The organism is Prauserella rugosa (assembly GCF_000719975.1).
GTDB classification, from domain to species: domain Bacteria; phylum Actinomycetota; class Actinomycetes; order Mycobacteriales; family Pseudonocardiaceae; genus Prauserella; species Prauserella rugosa.
Genome location: NZ_JOIJ01000007.1, coordinates 285,629 through 300,410 on the forward strand (window position 1 = coordinate 285,629; position 14,782 = coordinate 300,410).

The 14,782-nt window shown below is 70.7% G+C and carries 16 protein-coding genes and 1 riboswitch; of the genes, 9 read left to right on the plus strand and 7 right to left on the minus strand.

Translation table 11 applies throughout. The features are described from left to right. Window positions 1-82 precede the first annotated feature (82 nt). Window positions 83-934 (minus strand): SGNH/GDSL hydrolase family protein, encoded by an 852-nt coding sequence (locus tag IF64_RS0112835; RefSeq protein WP_048808475.1) that lies wholly within the window; start codon window positions 932-934, stop codon window positions 83-85. A gap of 209 nt (window positions 935-1,143) precedes the next feature. Here IF64_RS0112835 and IF64_RS0112840 point away from each other — a divergent pair, with 209 nt between their 5' ends. Continuing rightward, window positions 1,144-1,821, plus strand: a complete 678-nt coding sequence (locus tag IF64_RS0112840) for a DUF3159 domain-containing protein (RefSeq protein WP_030532313.1) — start codon at window positions 1,144-1,146, stop codon at window positions 1,819-1,821. Between the two features lie 37 nt (window positions 1,822-1,858). Here the strand turns inward: IF64_RS0112840 and IF64_RS0112845 are convergent, their stop codons facing one another. Together IF64_RS0112845 and IF64_RS0112850 are read right to left on the minus strand one after the other, a co-directional pair. Further along, window positions 1,859-2,815, minus strand: coding sequence for an N-acetylglucosamine kinase (locus tag IF64_RS0112845; protein ID WP_030532314.1), 957 nt, complete (start codon window positions 2,813-2,815; stop codon window positions 1,859-1,861). Continuing rightward, window positions 2,815-3,831 carry an SIS domain-containing protein gene (locus IF64_RS0112850; RefSeq protein WP_030532315.1) on the minus strand — a complete coding sequence of 339 codons (1,017 nt, stop codon included), beginning with the start codon at window positions 3,829-3,831 and terminating at the stop codon, window positions 2,815-2,817. Before IF64_RS0112850 ends, IF64_RS0112845 begins: the two co-directional genes overlap by 1 nt. A gap of 140 nt (window positions 3,832-3,971) precedes the next feature. Here IF64_RS0112850 and IF64_RS0112855 point away from each other — a divergent pair, with 140 nt between their 5' ends. Then, window positions 3,972-4,727: a GntR family transcriptional regulator gene (locus tag IF64_RS0112855; protein ID WP_030532316.1), complete on the plus strand. Its 756-nt coding sequence runs from the start codon at window positions 3,972-3,974 to the stop codon at window positions 4,725-4,727. Between the two features lie 153 nt (window positions 4,728-4,880). After that, window positions 4,881-5,939 (plus strand): hypothetical protein, encoded by a 1,059-nt coding sequence (locus IF64_RS0112860; protein ID WP_030532317.1) that lies wholly within the window; start codon window positions 4,881-4,883, stop codon window positions 5,937-5,939. Window positions 5,940-5,975: 36 nt separating this feature from the next. On the opposite strand, the gene thiE is transcribed toward IF64_RS0112860, so the two are convergent. Beyond that, window positions 5,976-6,626 (minus strand): thiamine phosphate synthase, encoded by a 651-nt coding sequence (gene thiE, locus IF64_RS0112865; RefSeq protein WP_030532318.1) that lies wholly within the window; start codon window positions 6,624-6,626, stop codon window positions 5,976-5,978. Window positions 6,627-6,772: 146 nt separating this feature from the next. Here thiE and thiO point away from each other — a divergent pair, with 146 nt between their 5' ends. The 4 genes from thiO (at window position 6,773) to IF64_RS0112885 (ending at window position 9,492) form a co-directional block, all read left to right on the plus strand. Beyond that, window positions 6,773-7,885 carry a glycine oxidase ThiO gene (gene thiO / locus IF64_RS0112870; protein ID WP_030532319.1) on the plus strand — a complete coding sequence of 371 codons (1,113 nt, stop codon included), beginning with the start codon at window positions 6,773-6,775 and terminating at the stop codon, window positions 7,883-7,885. Continuing rightward, a complete protein-coding gene (gene thiS / locus IF64_RS0112875; protein WP_030532320.1) occupies window positions 7,885-8,085 on the plus strand; it encodes a sulfur carrier protein ThiS in 201 nt (66 codons plus the stop codon). The genes thiO and thiS overlap by 1 nt, the downstream gene beginning before the upstream one ends. Before the next feature lie 74 nt (window positions 8,086-8,159). Further along, window positions 8,160-8,930, plus strand: coding sequence for a thiazole synthase (thiG, locus tag IF64_RS0112880; protein ID WP_030532321.1), 771 nt, complete (start codon window positions 8,160-8,162; stop codon window positions 8,928-8,930). A gap of 127 nt (window positions 8,931-9,057) precedes the next feature. After that, window positions 9,058-9,492, plus strand: a complete 435-nt coding sequence (locus IF64_RS0112885; protein WP_030532322.1) for a MarR family winged helix-turn-helix transcriptional regulator — start codon at window positions 9,058-9,060, stop codon at window positions 9,490-9,492. 27 nt (window positions 9,493-9,519) lie between these two features. Here IF64_RS0112885 and thiD (IF64_RS0112890) read toward each other — a convergent pair whose 3' ends face one another. Continuing rightward, entirely contained in the window at window positions 9,520-10,359 is an 840-nt protein-coding gene (gene thiD / locus IF64_RS0112890; protein WP_030532323.1) for a bifunctional hydroxymethylpyrimidine kinase/phosphomethylpyrimidine kinase, read from the minus strand. Between the two features lie 133 nt (window positions 10,360-10,492). On the opposite strand from thiD (IF64_RS0112890), the gene IF64_RS27135 reads away from it, so the two are divergent. Together IF64_RS27135 and IF64_RS27140 are read left to right on the plus strand one after the other, a co-directional pair. Beyond that, a complete protein-coding gene (locus IF64_RS27135; protein ID WP_051757797.1) occupies window positions 10,493-11,368 on the plus strand; it encodes a hypothetical protein in 876 nt (291 codons plus the stop codon). After that, the gene (locus IF64_RS27140; protein ID WP_145600480.1) at window positions 11,259-12,203 is read left to right on the plus strand and encodes a PstS family phosphate ABC transporter substrate-binding protein; all 945 of its coding nucleotides are present in this window, start codon (window positions 11,259-11,261) and stop codon (window positions 12,201-12,203) included. Before IF64_RS27135 ends, IF64_RS27140 begins: the two co-directional genes overlap by 110 nt. Window positions 12,204-12,219: 16 nt before the next feature. Here the strand turns inward: IF64_RS27140 and thiD (IF64_RS0112900) are convergent, their stop codons facing one another. Continuing rightward, window positions 12,220-13,035, minus strand: coding sequence for a bifunctional hydroxymethylpyrimidine kinase/phosphomethylpyrimidine kinase (gene thiD, locus IF64_RS0112900; RefSeq protein WP_030532324.1), 816 nt, complete (start codon window positions 13,033-13,035; stop codon window positions 12,220-12,222). Continuing rightward, entirely contained in the window at window positions 13,032-14,651 is a 1,620-nt protein-coding gene (gene thiC / locus IF64_RS0112905; RefSeq protein ID WP_030532325.1) for a phosphomethylpyrimidine synthase ThiC, read from the minus strand. Before thiC ends, thiD (IF64_RS0112900) begins: the two co-directional genes overlap by 4 nt. Then, a riboswitch (TPP riboswitch) is annotated at window positions 14,645-14,766 on the minus strand. It overlaps the preceding gene by 7 nt. Window positions 14,767-14,782: the final 16 nt, after the last annotated feature.

Below are 14,782 nucleotides of genomic sequence, written 5' to 3' on the forward strand. Positions count from 1 at the left end.
GCTTCGACGATAGGCGCACTCGACGGCATCCGCGAATGCTGAGATCGCTGGTGCGCGTGTGGGTGGGCGGCGGGCCCGTGGATCAGCTGTCGGCGTGGTCCACCAGGGTGCTGCCCTGCTGCGAGGCCAGCTCTCGTTCCGCCAACTCCCGGAGCGGGGCGAGACGCGGGCGCTTGGCCGTGATGCCGTCGCCGAGCGATTCGCCGCGAAGCTGACGCCGGATCCATGGCAGCAGGTGGACACGGGTCCACTCGAGATCGCTCCGGCGCAGGGTCAGCCAGTTGGGGTGGCCGCCGGTCTCCGGCCACGGTTCACGCCAGTCCTCGGCGGTCGGCACGCCCAGCACCTCGGCGGTGCGCAGCGCGATCCGCCGATGTCCCTCGGCCGTGAAGTGCAGGCGGTCGTCGCTCCAGGCGCGCACGTCGTGCAGCGCGTCCATGGACCACAGGTCGACGACCTTCGCCCCCTGCCGGTCGGCGATCGCGCGCAGGTGGGCGTTGTAGATCGCGACCTTGCCGCGCAGCACGCTCATCACGGACATGCCCTTGGTGTCCGGACCGGTGAAGATCAACACGTCGATGCCCTCGGCGCGCAATGCGGCGACCCCCTCCTCGAACTCGGCCGCCTTCTCGTCGGGGTCGGCGCCGGGCACGATGATGTCGTTGCCGCCCGCGCACAGCGTGACCAGATCGGGCTTCACCTCGAGTGCGATCGGGAGCTGTTCGGTGAGGATCTCGGTGAGCATCTTGCCGCGCACGGCCAGGTTGGCGTAGGCGAAATCGGGCGATCCGTCCGCCAGGATCTCGGCCAGCCGGTCGGCCCACCCCCGATAGGTGCCATCCGGCCGCTCGTCGTTCATCCCCTCGGTGAAGCTGTCCCCGATGGCAACGAAGCTGCGGTATCCGGTCACGACGTCTCCCTCCGCCCTGTGCATCGCGCGTCTCCCAGTCGATCAACGGCCGGCGCGGGCACGGTAATCCCCTGAGGTCGTTCGGCGGGCGCCGGTCGGATCAAGAGCCACAGTCTCCTCCTTCGACATCGACTTACGCAGCCGTAATCTCACGGACGACCGTTCACCTGTGGCGAAGCTAACGTCGGCGGATCGGCCGCGGCCTTCGCGGAGGATCAGGCAAGGTGGAGACCGTGAACGACACCCCGCCCGAGGAACCCGAGACGCCGCCCGGCCGCCGCGAGTCGCTGGCGAGCCTGCTCGGTGGGCGCAAGGGCGCGCTGGACGCCAGTCTCCCGCCCGTGGCCTTCGTCGTGGGCTGGTTGGTGTCCGGATCGTCGATCGGCTGGGGTGCGGCCGCCGCGATCGCCGTCAGCGCGGTGGTGGGCATCGTGCGGCTGGTGCGTGGCGACAAGGTCAGGGCGGTGCTGATCAGCCTCGCCGCCGTGGTCGTGGCGGCGCTGATCGCCCTGCGGACCGGGCGCGCCGAGGACTTCTTCCTGATCCAGCTGTTGTCCAATGTGGCCAGTGCGCTGGCGTGGGCGGTGAGCATCGTCATCCGGTGGCCGCTGCTCGGCGTGGTGGTCGGCACCGTGCTCGGGCAGAAGACCCGCTGGCGGAAGGACCCCGACCTGCTGCGGGCCTACTCGCTGGCCAGCTGGGTGTGGGTGTTCGGCCAGTACACGGTGCGGGTCGTGGTCTTCGGCGTCCTGTGGTGGGCGGGCGAGGTCGTCGCGCTCGGCGTGGCCAGGACGGTGCTGTCGTGGCCGCTGGTTGCGGTGACCGTCGCCGTCAGCGGCTGGGTCCTGCACCGGGCGCTGCCCGACCGGCATCCGGGGCTGCGGCATCCGGTGGTCGAGGCCGAGAAGTAGGTGGCCCCCGGCGAGGGGGGAGGTCCGGGGGCCGCGATCACTCTACTCTGTTCGGGTGAGGTACGTGTTGGCCGAACCCCTTCAACGCGGCCAGCCACGCGGCGCCGAGTACGCCGTCCTTGCTTTCCCGCACGTCATGGCTCCGCAGCCGATCATGGACGCGGGCCCGCACCGGGCTGCCCGCTCCGAGCACGCTGCCCACGAGCACGATCGGCGTGGTCTCGTCCGGCTCGCGCGCGGCGAGTGCGGTCTCGGCCAGCCACGCCGCGGCGTCGTCGACGATGCGCGCCGCCACCGGATCGGCCGGGGCACGCCGGCCACCCGTGGTGCTCGCCGCGGCGCTCACCAGCGGTGCGAACCGGGCCAGTTGTACGGGCGCGTGCTGGTTGACCACCGTGATGAGGCGGTGGAACGCCCGCGGTTCGGTCACCTCGATCCCGGCCTCGTCCAGCACCGCCGTGGCCAGCGGGCCGAGCGGAGCACGTCCGGTGAGCGCGTCGAGGGTGGCCCGGACCGCCTCCCTGCCGATCCAGTACCCGGAACCCTCGTCGCCGAGCAGCCATCCGTACCCGCCCGCGACCGACACCATCCGGTGGTCGCGGATGCGGCCGGCGATCGACCCCGTGCCCGAGACGAGCACCGTGCCGTCGGGCGCGTCCGTGGCCGAGGCGAACGCGGTCTCGGCGTCCGACACGATGTGCGGGGAACTGCCCAGTCCCGCGTCCCGCCAGGTGCGGTCGAACAGGTTCGCGATCGCCGGATCGGTGAGCTTGCTGGACCCGGCCATGCCGACGACACAGTGCGCGAGCTCGCTGCGGTCCAGATCGGCGGTCGCGGCCGCCACCGCCTCCGCGATGGCCGCGGCCGCCTTGTCCGGAGGGTGTGAGTTCGGATTGGCCCCACCCGCGCGGCCGGTACCCAGCACGTGGACGTTCTCGTCGACGGCGCACGCCCTCGTGCTCGTGCCGCCCGCGTCCACTCCCACGACGTACATCAGCGCGTCTTGGTCACTTTGTGCAGGCCACGCGGGTTGTCCGGGTTGCCGCCGCGTGCGAGGGACAACCGCAGCGCGAGCCGCTGGACCGGCAGGATCTCCAGCACGGGTGCGATCTCCTCGACCGTCTCCGGGACGTCGATGCGCAGCGCGGCCGGCATCCGCGACGCGGCAGACCCCACGGCGAGCACGTCCGCGCCGCGGTCGCCGACCGCCGCGAGGACGTCGCCCATGACGTCGCCGCCCCTGCCCGTGCTCGTCACGCCCAGCACGGCCGTCTCCTCGTCGACCGCGGCCACGGGGCCGTGCAGGAGGTCCGCACCGCTGTAGGCCCTGGTCTGGAGATAGCTGGTCTCGGCGAGCTTGAGCGACGACTCGAGCGCCGTCGCGTAGGAGTAGCCACGCGCGGCCGCCACGACGCGGTCGGCGAACCGGTAGCGGTCGACGGCGCGCGCGACCTGGTCCGCCGAGTCGCGCAGTGTCGCCTCGGCGCGTTCGCCGATGTCGGCTGCGGCCTCGCCCTTGCCGCCGCGGATGGCGTCGACCAGCAGGTACAGGCTCAGCAGCGTGGCCGTGTACGTCTTCGTGGCCGCCACGGCGCGCTCCTGACCCGCCCCGATGTCGACGGCCAGGTCGGCAGCCGCGAACAGCTGCGACGACGGAGTGTTGCTGACCGCGACGGTCCGTGCGCCCGCCTCCCGCGCCGCCTGGGTGACCTCGAGCAGGTCGGGTGATCCACCGCTCTGGCTCACCGACACCAGCAGCACGTCCCGCAGGTCGGGACGGGCGCCGTACAGCGTCGTCGTCGAAGGGGACACCAGGCCGACGGGCAGGCCGAGCAGCACCTCGATGAGGTACTTGGCGTAGATCGCCGCGTGGTCGCTCGAACCACGTGCGGCCAGCAGGGCGAACCTCGGCGGGTGGTTGGCGATGTCCTCTGCGACGGCCGCGATGTCGGCGCGGTTCTGCGCGATCGTGGCCAGCATGTTCGGCTGCTGGTCGATCTCCGCGGTCATCAGGGCGCCGGGCTCGGCATCTGTCACGATGATCCTCTCGTATCCCCTCGAAGGTCTAGACCAATAGTAGACAGGTTGAAACTGGCTCGCGAAGGGTAGTTTTGCGAGTAAGCGTCGGGGCGCTGAGTGAAGGAGTCGTCATGTTGGAGGTTTCCGGGGCCAAGGGCGGTACCGCAACCGTCGCGCGGCCTGGGCGTGAGCCGAAGTACTGGGCTCTGAAACAGCATCTGCTGGATCAGCTGGATTCGCTACCCGCGGGGGCGCCGATTCCCACCGAGCGTGCACTCGCCGGGGAGTTCCACGTCTCCCGCACCACGGTCCGTCAGGCCTTGGCCGACCTGACCGCGGAGGGCAGGCTGCATCGGGTGCAGGGCAAGGGCACGTTCGCCGCCGAACCGAAGGTGGCGCAGCGGTTGCAGCTCTCGTCCTACACCGAGGACATGCGTGCGCAGGGGCTCGAACCCTCGTCCCAGTTGCTCGAGGTGGACGAGGTGTTCGCGGAGGGTGACCTTCCGAAACTCCTCGGTATCCGCACCGGGGCGAAGGTGCTGCTGTTGCGCAGGCTGCGGCTCGCCGACGGCGAGCCGATGGCCCTCGAGACGACCCACCTGCCGTTGGCCCGGTTCCGCGGGCTGCGCAGGCACGTCATCGAGGGCGGATCGCTCTACGAAGCGCTCGCGGAGCGGTACGGGGTCGAGATGGAGAAGGCCGAGGAGACGATCGAGACGTCACTGGCCGGTCCCGAGGAGGCCGAACTGCTGGGCGCCGACGTCGGCGTGCCGGTGCTTCTGCTCAACCGGCAGACGTTCGGGTCCGACGGCAAGCCGGTGGAGTTCGTGCGGTCGATCTACCGCGGCGACCGCTACAAGTTCGTCACCACGCTGACGCGTCCTTGACGCGTTCTTGACACCGCCGTCCGAAATGGACGGAAGGCCACGTGTTCGCTCTCACGTCGGAAAATCTTGAATTCCGCGAAACGACGGGAGCATCGGAGACGATGCATTCGTTGAGAGTGGGGAGACGGGGAGCGGAGTGCGAACAGCGAGGCCATGACGCAGGACGACAGAACACGGATCAGTAAGGCACCCGAGGGTGCGGAGACGGCGCGGCCGGACGACTCCGGAGGGGAGAAGGAGAAGTCCGGTCTGCGGCCGGCGCAGATCGTGGCGGGTGGGGTCGCCGCGACGACGGCGGCGTTCCTGTGCTCGTTCCTCGGCGTGTACGGCACCGTGATCGGCGCAGGAGCGATCAGCGTGCTGAGTACCGTCGGCAGCGAGCTGTACCTGCGCTCGGCGCGCAAGTCGAAGGAGGCGGCCAAGAAGGCCAAGGCCAAGGCCGCCGCGCTGGCGGAGGCGAAGGGACGCACGGCGGTACTGCCGTCGGCGAAGAGGAACCCCGCAGCGCAGGCCGTGGCGAACACGGCGGAACGGAACACGGCGGAACACCGCGCATCAGTGCCGGACCCACGGCGTGATGCCGGTGCGACGAGGACGATGGCTCTGCCCGGCGCCTCGTCGACCCGGTCGTGGTCCGCACCCGGCGGGCCGGACCAGCCGACCAGGCGGATCCTGTCCAACGCCGATCAGCCCACGGACTACCTGGGCGTGCCCGCCGCGGCGGACACCTCGGGTGGTGACTCCGCGAGGGGGAGTTGGCTGAAGCGGCGTTGGCCGGTCCTGGCCGCCACGAGTGCCGTCGTGTTCGCCATCGGCCTGTTCGTCGTCACCGGTTTCGAGCTGGCCACGGGTCAGTCGCTCAACGGGCAGGGCCGCAGCACCGTCAGCCAGATCGTGGGCGACCGCGGGCACCAGCACGACACCGGAGGCGGTGTCGAGCAGGAGCAGCGCGACGACGTCGACGCGCCCGCCCCTTCGACCTCGACCGAGGGGACCACCGAGACCGAGGGAGACGGTTCGGCGACGCCCACGGAGCAGCCCACCGAGTCGTCGACCCCCGCCCCGCAGCAGCCCGAGCCCACGGACACGGCCGAGCCGACCGAGACCGAGCAGCCGGGGCAGACGGAGGTTCCGACCGAGCAGCCCACCGAACAGCCGCAGACCGGCGGCGACGGTGGTGCGGGAACGGGCGCCGGAACCGAGACGCCCTGACCTCACCGGCGGCGCGTCAGGCGAGGGCCGCGTGCTTCAGGAAAGGGCGGAGCGTAGCTGCGAGGCCGCGGCGCTCGGGTCGTCGGCGTCGGTGATGGCGCGCACCACCACGGCGCGTCGTGCTCCGGCGTCGACGACCTCGGGCATGCGTTCGGCGTCGATGCCGCCGATGGCGAACCACGGCCGCGGGGTGTCGACCGCGGTGGCCACCTCGCGCACCAGCTCGAGACCGGGTGCCGCCCGGCCGGGTTTCGTGGGCGTCGGCCAGCACGGGCCGACGCAGAAGTAGTCGACCCCCGGTTCGGCGGCCGCCGCACCTGCCTGCTCGAACGAGTGCGTCGAGCGGCCGATCACCGGCTCGTCCCCGAGGATGCGCCTGGCCACCTGCACGGGCAGGTCGTCCTGGCCGAGGTGCAGCACGTCGGCGCCTGCGGCGAGTGCGACGTCGGCGCGGTCGTTCACGGCCAGCAGCGCTCCGCGGGCGGCGCACACCTCGGCGAGCTGTTCGAGTGCGGCGAGTTCCTCGCGCGCCTCCAGCGCGGGTTTCTCCCGTAGCTGAACGATGTCCACGCCACCGGCCAGCGCGGCGTCGGCGAACTCGGTCAGGTCCGGCCGCATCGGCGTGCACAGGTACAACCGGGCGTCGGCGAGCCGCCGACGAATCTGATCACCGCTGAGGCCGGGCATGGCGTCACCGTAACGCGTCGGGGTAGGTTGTTGGCGTCCGCACGGGAGCCCCACCGGGCTGAGAGGGAGCACGGCCGCCGCTACGCGGCCCGACTCCGACCGTGGAACCTGATCCGGATCATGCCGGCGCAGGGAGCGTGAACCGCATGTACGAACTGGCCGTCGTGGGTGGCGGCGTGATCGGCCTCGCCGTGGCATGGCGGGCCGCGTCGTCGGGACATCGCGTCACCGTGTTCGATCCCGACCAGACCCGAGCGGCCTCGCGGGTGGCCGGAGGCATGCTCGCCCCCGTCACCGAGGCGTGGCCCGGCGAGGAGGACGTCCTTGCGCTGGGTGAGGAATCGCTGCGCCGTTGGCCGGACTTCGCCGCCCGGCTGGCCGCCGACGGCCACGATCCGGCGCTCTCCACGGCTGGCACGGTCGTCGCCGCGTTCGACCGTGCCGACGCCGACACCCTGCGCACCCTTGCGGCGTATCTGCACGAGCTCGGCCGGGACGCCGACTACGTCGCCGCGAGACAGTTGCGGCGCAGCGAGCCCGGACTGTCGGGGGCCGTCACCGGTGGTCTGATCGTGCCCGGCGATCTGGCGGTCGACACCCGGCTGCTGCTCGACTCACTGCGGATGGCGGCGCTCGCGGGCGGGGCGACGTTGCTGTCGGAGGAGGTGCTCGAGGCCGGCGAGTCCGCCACGGTGCGTACCAGGGCGGCGACCCGCCGATTCGACGCCGTCGTGGTGTCCGCGGGCGCGTGGAGCGGGCGACTGCTGCCCCATCTCGCCCAGCACATCCGTCCGCTCAAGGGCGAGATCATGCGGTTGCGGGCGCGCAGGACGACGTTGCCGCCTCCCACCAGGACCGTGCGTGCCATGGTCGAGGGCGAGCCCGTCTACCTCGTGCCGCGGGCGGGCGGGCACGACGGCGACCTCGTGCTCGGGGCCACGCAGTACGAGGCGGGGTTCGACACCGCCGTGACCGCCCGCGGCGTGCGCAGGCTGCTCGACGCGGCCGAACGCGTCTTTCCCGGGATCGCCGAGTACGAGGTCGTCGAGACCGCGGCGGGCCTGCGTGCGGGCAGTGCCGACAACCTTCCGCTGTTGGGCGAGGTCGCCGACGGGGTGTACGCCGCGACGGGGCACCACCGGGGCGGACTGCTTCTCGCGCCGGTCACGGCCGACGCCGTCGTGGCGTGGCTCGCGGGGGTGCCTGCGCCACCCGGCGTGGCCGCCGCCCATCCGGACCGGACGAAGGAGCGGGTCTGATGCGCGTGCACGTCAACGACGAACCCCACGAACTGCCGGACGGATCCACCGTCGCCGACGTCCTCGCCGAACTGGACGTGCCCGCGCGAGGCGTGGCGGTGGCACTCGACGGTTCGGTGGTCCGCCGAGCCGAATGGTCGGACGTCGTCGTGACCGACGGAGCACGTGTCGAGGTGCTCACGGCGGTGCAGGGCGGCTGAGAAACCGTGGCCGACGAACGTGGCTGAGCGATACGTGGCCGACGAACGTGGCGGAGAGAACGAGGTGGCCTGAGATGACGGATGCGAACCCGGCCGACCCCCTGGTGATCGGCGACCACAAACTCTCGTCGCGGTTGATCATCGGTACGGGCGGTGCGGCGAACCTGGAGGTGCTGGAACGCGCCCTCGTGGCCTCCGGCACGGAGCTGACGACCGTCGCCATGCGACGCGCCGACCTCGGCGCCGGTTCGGGCGTGCTCGATCTGGTGCGGCGCCTGGGGATCACGGTGCTGCCCAACACCGCCGGATGCCGTACGGCCGCCGAGGCCGTCCTGACGGCCGAACTCGCCCGCGAGGCCCTCGAGACCGATCTGGTCAAGCTCGAGGTGCACGCCGACGACCGGACGTTGCTGCCCGACCCGACCGAGACGGTCGACGCGGCCGCCCAGCTCGTCGAAGCCGGCTTCACCGTGCTCGCCTACACCAACGACGACCCGGTGACCGCGCTGCGCCTCGAGGAGGCCGGGTGCGCCGCCGTCATGCCGCTCGGATCGCCGATCGGCACGGGGCTCGGCATCCGCAACCCGCACAACATCGAGCTCATCGTCTCGCGCGCAGGTGTCCCGGTGATCCTCGACGCGGGGATCGGCACGGCCTCCGACGCGGCCCAGGCCATGGAGCTCGGCTGCAGCGCGGTGCTGCTGTCGACCGCCGTCACGCGCGCGCAGGATCCGGAGCGGATGGCCTCGGCGATGAGCGCGGCGGTGACGGCGGGCAGGTTGGCCAGGGAGGCGGGGCGCATCCCGAAGCGGTTCTGGGCGCAGGCGTCCAGTCCACCGCGCTGACGGCCTGGTGGTGAGGGCTGTTCGGCGGGCCGCGTATCGCATTCGCATCACGTCGTCACCCCGTGGCCGAGGTGGGAACGTATGGTGAACGCCCACTCAACGTGTGCGAGAAAGCGAAGGAGCGTAGGTGTCCACGCCGAACGACATCCCGCACAGGCTGTACCTGACCATCGGGCGACTGTCGCGCGCGCTGCGGCAGGCCGGGGCTCCCGGCCCCGGGCACGGCGCGATCTCCGCCATGGCCACGCTCGCCGCGCAGGGAGAGCTCCGGCTGGGCGACCTGGCGTTGAAGGAGGGCGTCGCGGCGGCGACGATGTCGCGCATCGTGGCCTCGCTCGTCGAGGCCGGATACGTGACGAGGGAACCGGATCCGGTCGACCGGCGCGCATGGCTGGCGGCGATCACCGACGAGGGCAGGCGCGTGCTCGGCGACGTCCAGTCGGTGCGGATCCGTGAGCTCTGCACCCGCATCGAGCGGCTCCCCGACGACCGCCGGGCCGCGCTCGAAGCCGCCCTTCCCGCCCTGGAGGCCCTCCTCGACGAGGAACAACCCCAGCCCTGAGCGCGAGAGCCGCGTCCGGACTACGGATCAGACCTGGGGGTCGACGTCCTCGGGGGCGAGCCGCCAGAAGGCCGACACCGGGCCGATCTTGGCGCCCATCGGGTAGGAGTGGGCGACCGCGCCGGTGACGAACCACTTCGCGAACCTCGCCGCGTCGACCATCGACATGCCGCGCGCGAGGCCTGCCGTCAACGCCGATGCCATCGCATCGCCCGCACCGTGCGTGTGCGGGGTGTCGAGGCGCGGTGCGGGCAGCTCGACGAACTCGGAGCCGTCGTAGAGCACGTCGACGCATTCGGTGTCCTGCACCAGATGGCCGCTCTTGACCAGGACGTAGCGCGGTCCCAGGTCGTGCAGCGCGACAGCGGCGTCGCGCATGTCGGAGCGATCGGTGACCTCGATGCCGGTCAGCAGGCGCACCTCGTCCAGGTTCGGGGTGACGACGGTGGCCCGGGGCAGCAGCCGCTCGCGCAGCGCGGTCAGGCCGCCGTCGTCGAACAGGGGGTGGCCCGTCATCGACGCCGCGACCGGGTCGACCACGAACGGCACGTCGCGGCCCGCGCCGATGCCCGCGTCGTCACAGGCGTCCGCCACCTCCTCGATGATCTCGGCGGAGGCGAGCATCCCCGTCTTGGCCGCGTCGACCCCCATGTCGGAGGCGACCGCGGCGACCTGCCCGGACACGATTCGCGCGGGGATGTCGCTGCGGTCGTGCACGCCGAGGGTGTTCTGCACGGTCACCGCCGTCACGGCGACGAGTCCGTGGACGCCGCAGGTGAGGAACGTGCGCAGGTCGGCCTGGAGACCCGCGGCCCCACCGGAGTCGGAACCGGCGATCGTCAGTGCGGCAGGAGGTCGGGTGGTCATCCCTCCAGTGTCTCTGCCGCCTCCGCGACCGGGCCAGTGGGCGTCGGCATGAACACACCACGATGAACTGAGCGTGAACGATCGATTCTCCGTGGTCATGGGCGCTGCCGGCCGACCATAGGCTGCGAGCACCATGAAAATCGCGGAAACGCTGCAGACGCTCGCATCGGTGCTGGGATCTGGGCAGGGCCTGGTGGCCATGTTGGTCCTGTCGGTGCTGGCGATCGCGGCTCCGTTCGCGGATCGGTATCTGATCCGCCGCAAACGTCTGGCCTACCGGGTGCTGTACAACTCGAAACTCGGCGTGAGCCCGGACGTCGACGACGAGGACGTCACCGCCGGTCTTCCGCCGGGTGCCGATCCGGGCATGCGGGAGCTCGCCGACGAGATGAGCCGTATGACGAGCGTCGTCGTGCGGCTGCGCAACGCGGGGATCGAGGACATCCGCCCCGAGGATCTGCAGGGGCATCCGCTGACGCTCGATTTCGGCGGGCGCGTGATCTGGAACGCGCGCATCTCCGATCCCAGCGTCGAGAACCACCGGCTCGCGCACAAACGCAGTCTGACCTTCCTGCCCGCCGACGGTGCCGACTCCGAGCCCGCGCAGCAGCCGTCGGCGAAGCTCGAGGAGGTGCGGAAGAGTTCGCGGCGCAGGTTCCCGTGGAACCGCAGGGCGGAAACAGCCGTCGCGGAGGCGCCGGCCGAGTCCGAATATCCACAGTGGACACGTCTGCAGTTGCGTGGGTTCGCGTTGCAGCGCAAGGAGAAGCTCAAGATCGCGATCGTGCTGCGGGAACCGAGGGATTCGCGGCGGCACACCAAGGACATCAGCATCCACGGCCAACTGGCGGGCGGCAGGCTCGTGGACGAGCGCGAGCAGACGAGGGTGACGTGGCCGCGTGTGGTCACCACGGCAGGCGTGCTCCCTGGTGGGCGTGCTGCTGGCCACGCTGCTCGCGAACGCCTCCCGTCCGGCCGCCGATCCCGCGCTGGCCTGCGGCGACGGTGAGCTGCGGGTGGTGGGGTCGAGTGCCTTCGCACCCGCGGTCGAGAACATCGCCGACGAATACGAACGTCTCTGCGCGGGCGCGACCGTCACGATCACCCCGACCGGCAGCAACGCGGGCGTGCTCGAGCTGCTGAACGAGCGGACGGAGGCCGGCACCACGGTCGCCCTCTCCGACGGGCTCGCGCGGCAGGACGCCGACGATCTGCACGCCACCCCGCTGGCCGTGATCGTCTACACGATGGTGGTCAACGAGTCGGTGGGCGTCGACGAGCTGTCCCTCGAACAGCTGCGCGGCATCTACTCCGGGCGGTACCGCGACTGGAGCGAGGTGCGCCCAGGCCCTTCGCTGCCGATCCGCATCGTCGGCCGCGGCGGGGAGTCCGGATCCCGCACAACCTTCGAGCAGAAGGTCCTCGGCCGGCCGGAGGGAGCGCTGACGTCCGACACCTGTGACGGCGCCGACCGCGTCGACGACGCCGACATCGTGCGGTGTGAACGGGGCAGCGAACGTCAGGTCCTCGAGGAGGTCTCGAGCACGCGCGGGGCGATCGGCTACGTCGACGTCCCCTCGGCCGGTGCCGCCCGCGCCGACGGGCGCGAACTCTCGGTCGTCGAACTCGACGGGACCTATCCCGACGTCGGCACCGTCCAGGACGGCTATCCGTTCTGGACGATCGAGTACCTCTACACCAAGGGTGATCCCGACTCGGCGCCCGTGCAGTCCGGGTTCCTGGAGTACCTGCGCAGCGGAACCGCGCGCGACGAGCTGCACAGCGCGAGGTACGTGCCCTGCCTGCGCAAGGACGGCAGGTTGCACGCGCTCTGCCGCTGGTGACCACCCGCGGCTCGGTTCAGACGAGCCGCCAGAACGGCGACACCGGCCCGATGCCCTGCCCGAGCGGGTAGGCCGAGGCCACCGAACGCTCGATGAACCGCTTGCCGTCCCGGACCGCTGTGGGCAGGTCCGCGCCGTGGGCCAGCGAGGCCGTGATCGCCGAGGCGAGGGTGTCGCCGCCGCCGTGGGTGTGCGGGGTGTCGTGCCGCGGGCCTTCGAGGTCGAGGTACTCGGTTCCGTCGGAGAGCAGGTCGACGCAGAGCGGTCCGTCGCCGAGGTGGCCGCCCTTGACCAGAACCCATTGCGGGCCCAGTGCCAGCAGCGCGTCGGCCGCGGCTCGCCTGCTCGCCGCGTCGGTGACCTCGACACCGGTGAGCAGGCGTACCTCGTCCAGGTTCGGCGTCACGAGAGTGGCCCGCGGGAACAGTTCCGTGCGGATGGCCTCGAGGGCCTCCTCGCGCAGCAGTGGATCGCCGTGCATCGACGCGGCGACGGGGTCCACGACGAACGGCGTCTCCGTCCCGCGTCCGATGTGGACCTCGTCGAGCGTCTTCGCCACGGCCGTGATGATCTCGGCGGTGGCGAGCATGCCGGTCTTGGCGGCGCTTGCACCCATGTCGCCGGTCACGGCGCGGATCTGTGCCGTGACGACGTCGGTGTGTACCTCGGCGAATCCCTCGACGCCGAGCGAGTTCTGCACGGTCACGGCCGTCACCGCGGTCATGCCGTGCACCCCGCAGGCGAAGAACGTGCGCAGGTCCGCCTGGATTCCGGCGCCACCGCCGGAGTCCGAGCCCGCAATCGTCAGTGCCGTGGGCGGTGGGGTGCTCATTCGACCACCGGGAGGTAGACCTGGTTGCCGCGTTCGGCGAACTCCTCGGACTTGGCCTGCATACCCGCCTCGATGGCATCCACAGTGGACAGGCCGTGCTCCTCGGCGTAGCGGCGAACGTCCTGCGTGATCCGCATCGAGCAGAACTTCGGCCCGCACATGGAACAGAAGTGCGCGGTCTTCGCCGGCTCGGCGGGCAGGGTCTCGTCGTGGTAGGCGCGCGCGGTGTCCGGGTCGAGCGAGAGGTTGAACTGGTCGATCCAGCGGAACTCGAACCGCGCCTTCGAGAGCTCGTCGTCGCGTTCCTGCGCCCGCGGATGCCCCTTGGCGAGATCGGCCGCGTGGGCCGCGATCTTGTAGGTGATCACGCCCGTCTTCACGTCGTCCCGGTTGGGCAGTCCCAGGTGTTCCTTCGGCGTCACGTAGCACAGCATCGCCGTTCCGTGCCGGCCGATCTCGGCCGCACCGATCGCCGACGTGATGTGGTCGTAGGCAGGCGCGATGTCCGTCGTGAGTGGACCGAGCGTGTAGAACGGCGCCTCACCGCAGAGCCGTTCCTCGAGTTCGACGTTCTCCTTGATCTTGTGCATCGGGACGTGCCCCGGGCCTTCGATCATCACCTGCACGCCGTGTTCGCGCGCGATGTGGGTGAGCTCGCCGAGGGTCTCGAGTTCGGCGAACTGCGCGCGGTCGTTGGCGTCGGCCACCGAACCCGGCCGGAGTCCGTCGCCGAGGGAGAACGTGACGTCGTAGGAGCGCAGGATCTCGCAGAGTTCGGAGAAATGCGTGTACAGGAACGATTCGCGGTGGTGGGCGAGACACCAGGCGGCCATGATCGAACCACCGCGGGACACGATGCCGGTGACCCGGCGCGCGGTCAGCGGGACGTAGCGCAACAGCACGCCCGCATGCACCGTCATGTAGTCGACGCCCTGCTCACACTGCTCGATGACCGTGTCCCGGTACAGCTCCCAGCTGAGCTTCTCCGGTTCTCCGTCGACCTTCTCGAGTGCCTGGTAGATCGGCACCGTCCCGATGGGAACCGGCGAGTTGCGCAGGATCCACTCCCGCGTCTCGTGAATCCGCTTTCCCGTGGACAGGTCCATCACCGTGTCGGCGCCCCACCTGGTCGCCCACACCATCTTCTCGACCTCTTCCTCGACCGACGACGTGACGGCCGAGTTGCCGAGGTTGGCGTTGACCTTCACGAGGAAGTTCTTGCCGATGATCATCGGCTCGGCCTCGGGATGGTTGCGGTTGACGGGGATCACCGCACGTCCTGCGGCCACTTCGGACCGGACGAACTCGGCGCTCACGCCTTCCCGGACCGCGACGAACTCCATCTCGCGCGTGATGACACCGTCGCGTGCCCACGCGAGCTGGGTGCGATGTTCGGACGACCAGCCGCGGCGAAGCGGATACAGTCCGTTGTGGACATTGATCTCGACGTCCGGATCGGTGTACGGCCCGGAGGTGTCATACACGTCGAAGTGGTCCCCGTTCGACAGCGCGATCCTGCGCATCGGAACGGAAAGTCCGGATTCGGTGGCCACGTATGTCTTCGTCGAGCCCTCGATGGGGCCGGTGGTGACCTGGTCGGACACAGGCGTCTGCAACGACGTTCACTCCCTACGCTGGCATTACCCAGTCAGGTTCGTGCGGTCGGCGACACCGGGTGATTCCCAGTCGCCCTCTCAGCCCGCCAAGGCGCGAGCTCCCGCGTTCGATGTAGTTGTTCCGACAGCGA

Excerpts from the sequence above, each read along its gene's own strand:
- IF64_RS0112835 (WP_048808475.1), bottom strand. The coding sequence starts at position 934 with ATGCACAGGGCGGAGGGAGACGTCGTGACCGGATACCGCAGCTTCGTT.
- IF64_RS0112845 (WP_030532314.1), bottom strand. The coding sequence starts at position 2,815 with ATGTACGTCGTGGGAGTGGACGCGGGCGGCACGAGCACGAGGGCGTGC.
- IF64_RS0112850 (WP_030532315.1), bottom strand. The coding sequence starts at position 3,831 with ATGACCGCGGAGATCGACCAGCAGCCGAACATGCTGGCCACGATCGCG.
- IF64_RS0112855 (WP_030532316.1), top strand. The coding sequence starts at position 3,972 with ATGTTGGAGGTTTCCGGGGCCAAGGGCGGTACCGCAACCGTCGCGCGG.
- IF64_RS0112860 (WP_030532317.1), top strand. The coding sequence starts at position 4,881 with ATGACGCAGGACGACAGAACACGGATCAGTAAGGCACCCGAGGGTGCG.
- thiE (WP_030532318.1), bottom strand. The coding sequence starts at position 6,626 with ATGCCCGGCCTCAGCGGTGATCAGATTCGTCGGCGGCTCGCCGACGCC.
- thiO (WP_030532319.1), top strand. The coding sequence starts at position 6,773 with ATGTACGAACTGGCCGTCGTGGGTGGCGGCGTGATCGGCCTCGCCGTG.
- thiS (WP_030532320.1), top strand. The coding sequence starts at position 7,885 with ATGCGCGTGCACGTCAACGACGAACCCCACGAACTGCCGGACGGATCC.
- thiG (WP_030532321.1), top strand. The coding sequence starts at position 8,160 with ATGACGGATGCGAACCCGGCCGACCCCCTGGTGATCGGCGACCACAAA.
- thiD (WP_030532323.1), bottom strand. The coding sequence starts at position 10,359 with ATGACCACCCGACCTCCTGCCGCACTGACGATCGCCGGTTCCGACTCC.
- IF64_RS27135 (WP_051757797.1), top strand. The coding sequence starts at position 10,493 with ATGAAAATCGCGGAAACGCTGCAGACGCTCGCATCGGTGCTGGGATCT.
- thiD (WP_030532324.1), bottom strand. The coding sequence starts at position 13,035 with ATGAGCACCCCACCGCCCACGGCACTGACGATTGCGGGCTCGGACTCC.